Source organism: Arenibacter palladensis (assembly GCF_900129275.1).
In the GTDB taxonomy this organism is placed as follows: Bacteria; Bacteroidota; Bacteroidia; order Flavobacteriales; family Flavobacteriaceae; genus Arenibacter; species Arenibacter palladensis.
The window spans coordinates 432,909-440,080 of the sequence record NZ_FQUX01000004.1 but is presented as its reverse complement, the minus strand read 5'-3'; the positions used below and the strand labels follow the sequence as shown (position 1 = coordinate 440,080).

Here is a 7,172-nt window from a genome sequence, read left to right as displayed (position 1 = left end):
AAGCCGTATAAAAGTAGTTTCCTTTTAATTCCCATGTGTTCTCCCTAATTTATAATGATTATTAAGCTCTAAAGCTCCGTAATTGTTATATGCTTAAATTCTACCTTGGCATTTCCGCCACTGTGCAATTGTATGCCGATAACTCCTTTTGACGGAATATTGGGATCTTTTTCGATATACTCGGCAGTCTTAACGCCATTGATATACGTTACATGCTTGTTCCCTATACATCTAACTATGTAACTGTTCCACCCATCCTCGTTCAGGATATGTTTCAGGGTTCCAAGATCGCCTCCCAATAGTTTTGCCCGGCGGTGCTCGTCGTAGATATCCCCCCAATACCCTTTGCCTATGTCTGCCTGGTAGCCGATAATCTTATTATCCTTTATAATGGAACGGTACTGGATCCCACTGTTGATCAGACCGGTGCTATGGTCCCCGGTCAAACGGAAAAGTGCCCGGAATTCGAAATTTCCGAAGCTTTTGGTGGTATGTAGATAAGTATTTGTAGGAATTTTGGTTACCCCATCACCACCCGTTATGACACTATCCTTCACTGACCAAAATTTGGCATTTTCCTCTTTTACGGTCTTCCAGCCGTTAAGCGTGGTCCCGTCGAAAAGGGAGGTTGCCGTAGGGAATTCTTGAGCGTGACAACTCAAGGTGCATATTGATATACCTAAAAGCAATATTTTAAGTGAAAAATACTTTACAACCCATTTTGCAACATACGTTCTGGTTAAATTTGCCTTCATAATTTTTTATTTATTTTCTGTTTATATATTTCTAATTCCTATTCACATAGTGCTTGGCTGGCCATAGATTTTTTACAATTACGCCAGAATCTCGCCCAACAGGCAATCCATTGGCACTTGGAATTAAGGCCTTGGGGTTATCATAAAAACCGATTGGGCGAACGTTCTTGCCAGGATGCCTTAAACCGTCTCCAAGGTCCTTGCGAGCCACTTCCATCAGTTTAATTAACTTTGACACTTCCATGGGATGGCCCTCTATTATATTATTCTTTTCTCCAATATCGTCCTCTAAGTTATACAAGGCCGGATTTCCTTCATCCCCTTTTAGATGTAATTTCCAATCTCCCGAACGTACAGCGGTTAAATTGGCCTGCTCGTAATAATAAAATGACTCATAAGGTGATTCGGATTTCTCGATTCCCAGAAGGATTTTGGAAATATCCTTTCCGTCGAATATTCGGTCCTTAGGAATATCTCCTCCGGCGAATCTTGCAAATGTTGGCAATAGATCCATGGTACTTGTGATACCCCCAAATGTACTTCCTTTAGGTATCTTGGCAGGCCATCTCACCAAAAACGGCACCCTTAAGCCACCTTCGAATGTAGTACCTTTTGTTCCACGTAAAGGTGTAGTATCACATATACGTGTGGGACCATTATCCGAAGTGAACACCACCATGGTATTTTCATCAATATCAAGTTCCTTCAATTGGGATAGGATTTGACCAACTGACCAATCTATCTCTTCAACTGCATCACCATAAATACCATTATTGCTCCTGCCCCTAAAATCTTTACTTGCATTGAGCGGACCATGTACCATTGGGTGGGGAATGTATAAAAAGAACGGCCTATCAGCATTGGACCGGATAAACTTTAGTGCCTCATTGGTAACATCAACCGTTAAATCCGATTGATCAACCACTTCACCTATTACGGTTTCATTTCGCATAAGAGGTAAAGGAGGAAAATTCCGTTTCTTACCGGTATTCGATGGTATCATATCGTTGGAATAAGGAATTCCATAGAAATAATCGAATCCATGTCTAGTAGGTAAGAACGGTTTTTGGTCTCCCAAATGCCACTTGCCTACTATACCGGTCGAGTACCCTTCTTGTTTTAATACTTCTGCCATAGTAATCTCATCTGGATTGAGACCGTGCTCATCGCCCGGCATTAACACAGCATGCCAAGATCCTTGCATCAGCCCTACTCTTTTAGGATAACTACCAGTCATAATCGAGGCACGTGATGGCGTACATAAGGCAGCGGCATAAAAACTGGTCAATCGCATACCCTCGTCGGCCATTTTATCCAAATTTGGGGTACGATTCAACTTTGAACCGAAGGGTCCAATATCTGCGTACCCCATATCATCGATAAAAATGACTATAAAATTGGGGACTTCAGATAACTTTGATTCTAAACTTTCGCTTGTTTGTGAAAATATTATCCCAAAGTTCATTACCATCGCGAAAAAAGCAATATTTGTTTTTGTGAAATGCATATTTAACTTTATAGCTGTATAATCATGAGGGCCAGTTACCCTATTTCTTTAAATTAGCCTGAAGGCGACGTGGACCATCGTAAAAAAAACGTGCCCCTTCACCTGTAACATCAATGTCACCCAACTCTTTACGTGCAAGCTCAATACGTTTCTTCAGACGAGCAACCACATCTGGATTTTGATCGGCGAGATTCATTGTTTCGCCTGGGTCTTTATCTAGATTATAAAGCTGGTTGGTTTTGACCTCCTCTATCAATCTCCCCCACCAGCCCAAACCATCAGGCTTTGCTGAACGCGGTAGCACAAGTTTCCATTCATTGACCCTTACTCCGGTAAGCAGACATCCGGAATAGTATAGGTAATCTTCTCTAGGGCTCACCTCTTCCTTGCCTAACAGAAAGGCTGAAGCATCGTAGCCGTCAACAGTGATGTCCTTTGGCATTTCGGCTCCAGCCAAATTGGCTATAGTTGGCAATAAATCCATCGTTGTCAAGATTTCATCACTCACACGATTCTCTTTAAGAGCACCAGGCCATCGGGCTATGAATGGCACCCTGGAACCCCCATCCCAAGCCGACATTTTCCAACCTTTCAAAGGATCTGCTGAACCCGAGTGGTCCCTCGGGATAAAAGTCTTGCCTCCAGGTATCATAGAATGAGTCGTTTCTACCCACGGCCCGTTGTCAGATGCAAAAATAACCAAGGTGTTATCGTCAATTCCGAGATCCTTTAAGGTTTGTAGAATCTCTCCTGTAGACCAATCTATCTCTTCTATTGCGTCACCATACGGCCCATATTCCGATTTACCTTTGAAATTCTCCGAAGCCCCTAGTGGAATATGTGGCATGTTATGTGCCAAGTATAGAAAAAATGGCTCATCCTTATTTAGTTTGATATAGTTTATTGCCTCCCAAGTATAGTCCTTTGTGATATGGTCCCAACTTTCTACTTTGTCCAAAACGATATCATTATTTCGCAGGATGGAACTCCTAGAGGGTGTATCTTCAACATAGACGGTAGTCCCATTAAATAGCGGTGTACCATAGAAATAATCAAATCCTTGAGCATTAGGCATGGTGGCTGGATCAAAACTCCAAGGACCACTATTACCTTGTCCTGTAAGGTGCCATTTACCTATAAGACCGGTAGCGTAGCCTGCCGATTTCAAGACTTCTGCCATTGTAACTTCTTGGGGGTCCGGCACAGTATGTAACATTTTTATGTTGTTGGGCTCACCAACCCTAATCGGATAAGATCCGGTCATTAAGGCAGCTCTAGAAACACCACAAACCGGTTGGGCATAAAAATTTGTCAATCGTAATCCCTCCGAAGCCATAAGGTCAATATTCGGAGTCTTAATTTTCTCAGAACCATAACAACCTAGATCATTATAGCCTTGATCATCGGTATAGATGATAATGAAATTGGGTTTATCTACTTTTCCATTTTGCGCTCTGCCGGAAAATAAGCACAAAAAGAAAATTATCAGCCAGAGATTAGTTTTCATTTTCTTTATTCTTTTCATTTTATTTAGTTTTTTTCTTGAAGGTTTATATAAGACAACATTCGTTTATCATATGAAATAACTGCATTCCCATTTCCTTGATTAAACTAGCCATCTAGTAAATTTTTGATTTTATTTTCTTATTGCTTTCTCTTTAATGTCCATTGGCAATTCATCCCAATCCCTAGGGTGGCTAATAATAGGGACATCGGGAAATAAAGTTCCTGTTGGCCTTTGACCAATTCCTCTCATGTTATATTCACCTAATTCTTCCCTGGCGTTTTGGGCAATTCTTAATAATTTATCTACGATATCAGGATGATTTTGTGCAATATCCTGCGATTCGGAAATATCATCAGCGAGATTGAATAATACGGGTTTGGGAATGTCAATAAACTCCGTTTTACTTTTATCCCAGAAAGGAATCTGTTGCAATGATCTAGACAGGTGTAATTTCCAATTCTTATACGACACAGCCTGTAAATTTTCACAGTTGTAATAATAATATGGGGTTTCACTCTCTCCCTCAGGTATATTACCATTAAAAATGGGAAGCAAGCTTTTACCGTCATACTTTCTATCGTCTGGAATTTTTACTCCTATAATTTCCGACAGTGTGGGAAAAAGATCCATCGCATAAATCGGTTTATCTACAACGGCGCTCTTTTCTATGCCTTCATTCCAATAAACAATAAAGGGAACTTTATGTCCACCTTCAAGGGATACGAACTTGGTTCCTCGGTGGGGTTCTGCATATTTATTATTAACGGGTCCGTTGTCTGAAGTAAATATGATGATGGTATTTGACAATATTTCTTTTTCTTTGAGTGTATTCATTATTTCACCCACACTCCAGTCGAACTCCTGAATAACATCTCCCCTAACTCCATCACTTGAAGACCCTTCAAACTTTTTCCCCACTTTGTAAGGGGTATGGGGATAGTTATGTGAATAGAACAAAAAGAACGGCTCACTTGCCTTTTCATTTATAAAGGTTTTAATTCGTTCGTTATAAAGCTCGGTTAATTTATCTAGGGGAGTATCTTCATATATCAACTTTCTTCCATCAAAGAATTTTTTACTGTGATCATAATTGCATGGCATTCCGTAATAATCATCAAACCCCTGATTTAAGCATGAAAATTTTTCTTCCGTCCCCAAATGCCATTTGCCAACCATGAAGGTGGTGTAATCCTGTTTTTTAAATTGTTCAGCAATCGTAATTTCATCAGGATTTAAACCTAAAAACCAATGCGCTTCACGATTGGGATTTATACCTAGGTACAATCCTGTTCTTTGAGGATAAGCACCGGTCAATAACGCAGCCCTAGAAGGTGAACAGATGGAAGCGCCCGTATGATAGTTCGTAAAACGGAGCCCTTTTTTAGCTAGCAGATCCAGATTAGGAGTTTCCACATCTTCTGAACCATAACTACTTATATCACTGTAACCTAAGTCATCGGCCAGAATTAAAATGACATTCGGTTTTTTGGCACTTTCTTTTTGCTGTGCCAAGGAATTATTTAAAAACAATAACCCCAAACCAAAAATTATTTGTGCGATAATCTGTTTCATAATTTGTTAAAATAAAGTTTTCCCAAGTAAAATATTTTGGTAGCCCAAATGTTGGTCCCAACTAACTTTACACAAGTTCCTTCATACCTTGATTTACCATTTATCCCATATAAGTTTAATTTATAATAGTAACACAGGATCGGTTATGAATGCCCCAGAACGTTAATCCTGGGGCAGTCACTTTTCGCATCTAAACAACCTAAATATGCAAAAAACAGCTACATTGGAAATTTATATTAGGATAAATTTTCAATATCATATATGTTCAAGTTCTCAGAAAGCTTACTTAAAGTATGTGGTATGTTAATATCCTGCATTCTGAACCATATTAGGGTTACCATTTATTTCTTCTTGGGGAATAGGAAATAAGACATGGAAATCTGCGGCAGTCACCGCACCTCTACCTTGCGCTCTTGAAATAAAGGAGCCGTGTCTTATCAAATCACGTCTTCTCATGTGTTCTTCCTGAAACTCCCATCTTCTTTCGTTCAATATGATATGGTCCCTAAAACTTTCTGTGGAAGCAAAATCACTCACTTCAAACCCTTCCAAACCTGCTCTTTCCCGAACCAAATTCAACAAATCAATACTTTCCTGATTAGGACCGTTAAGTTCATTCAAAGCCTCTGCCCGCATCAACAAAATATCGGCATATCGCAAAATGGGGAAATCATTGCCCATATCAAGGGTACCGTCCGGGTCATAGTATTTTAAGCTTCTTCTATTATCAGGGTTAACCGTTAAGTCCACAAGATCTCCATTTCCATTCCTATAATTTTCAATGATTCGGGTATATCGGGTATCATTGATCTTATCAAATGAGTCTGCAAAGTCGTCACGGATACGAAATTGAGAACCAAAATTCCGCATCGAGCTGGTAAATACAATTTCTGGTAATTTATCCGAAAAGGAATATCCAGGTGGAAATGAATTACTAATTATAATTGATCCCTCATTAACAACATTGATCATGGGTCTTGCGAGCATAATCTCTCTTTGGGAGGGATTATTTTGGAACTCATTTGCAACATCAAAAAGGGATGGATAATCTGGAAAAAGTTCATAATACCCCAAGTCCATCACCACTATTGTATACTCGGCTGCTCCTGCCCAATCCTTCTGGCTTAGAAGGTGTCTAGCATAAAGGCCAGCCGCCGTTCCGCGATCTGTCCACACATTGATAGCTTCCCCGGGCAGTGGTAATAGCGGTATGATTTCTTCCATTTCAGAACTAATAAATGCCATGACTTCTTCCTCTGTATTTCGAGGCAAATCAAATGCATCAAGAGTACTAGTTCTTAAAGGTACCGGCCCAAACCAATCAAATAAACGCATATACATATCAGCTCTCATTAATCTACAAGCCAATATGTACTCATCAATCTCAGCTTGGGTAAAACCTTCTGTAGCACTCAAACTTTCTAAAATGATATTTATATCACGAATGGCAGCATAGCTTTGATTCCAGTATGTGGCAAGTCCTAAGACAGTGGGATCCCATGTAAAATTCATATAAGGAAGGACTTGACCATTAAATCCACCTCCGCTTTGAAATTGGCTATCTCCGGTAAAATCTGACATTGCATACAAATGCATATTATCTAAAAGACCCGTATGACCGCTATAAACGTATATGCTATATGCATTTGTAAACAATGCAGTTACACCATCCTTCGTGGACAAAAATGTCTCTGGGGTAAGTTCTGAAGCAGGGTCCTCTATAAGATAATCTTCACAGGAGTGCATTGAAACAACAATGACCAAACAGAATACTATATATTTAAATTTTTTCATCTTTAGTTTTTTTAATTTTTTTAGTTGAACATTCAGC

The 7,172-nt window shown here is 39.7% G+C and carries 5 protein-coding genes; all 5 read right to left on the bottom strand.

Translation table 11 applies throughout. The features are described 5' to 3' along the window. Positions 1 to 68 precede the first annotated feature (68 nt). Positions 69 to 755, bottom strand: coding sequence for a 3-keto-disaccharide hydrolase (locus BUA60_RS14140; RefSeq protein WP_072862691.1), 687 nt, complete (start codon positions 753 to 755; stop codon positions 69 to 71). Positions 756 to 786: 31 nt separating this feature from the next. Next, positions 787 to 2,262, bottom strand: coding sequence for a sulfatase family protein (locus BUA60_RS14135; protein ID WP_218587927.1), 1,476 nt, complete (start codon positions 2,260 to 2,262; stop codon positions 787 to 789). 40 nt (positions 2,263 to 2,302) lie between these two features. Further along, the gene (locus tag BUA60_RS14130; RefSeq protein ID WP_143153191.1) at positions 2,303 to 3,787 is read right to left on the bottom strand and encodes a sulfatase family protein; all 1,485 of its coding nucleotides are present in this window, start codon (positions 3,785 to 3,787) and stop codon (positions 2,303 to 2,305) included. Positions 3,788 to 3,898: 111 nt separating this feature from the next. Then, on the bottom strand, positions 3,899 to 5,341 hold the full coding sequence (locus tag BUA60_RS14125) for a sulfatase-like hydrolase/transferase (protein WP_072862688.1): 1,443 nt from the start codon (positions 5,339 to 5,341) through the stop codon (positions 3,899 to 3,901). Positions 5,342 to 5,644: 303 nt separating this feature from the next. Continuing rightward, positions 5,645 to 7,135 (bottom strand): RagB/SusD family nutrient uptake outer membrane protein, encoded by a 1,491-nt coding sequence (locus BUA60_RS14120; protein ID WP_072862686.1) that lies wholly within the window; start codon positions 7,133 to 7,135, stop codon positions 5,645 to 5,647. Between the last annotated feature and the right edge of the window lie 37 nt (positions 7,136 to 7,172).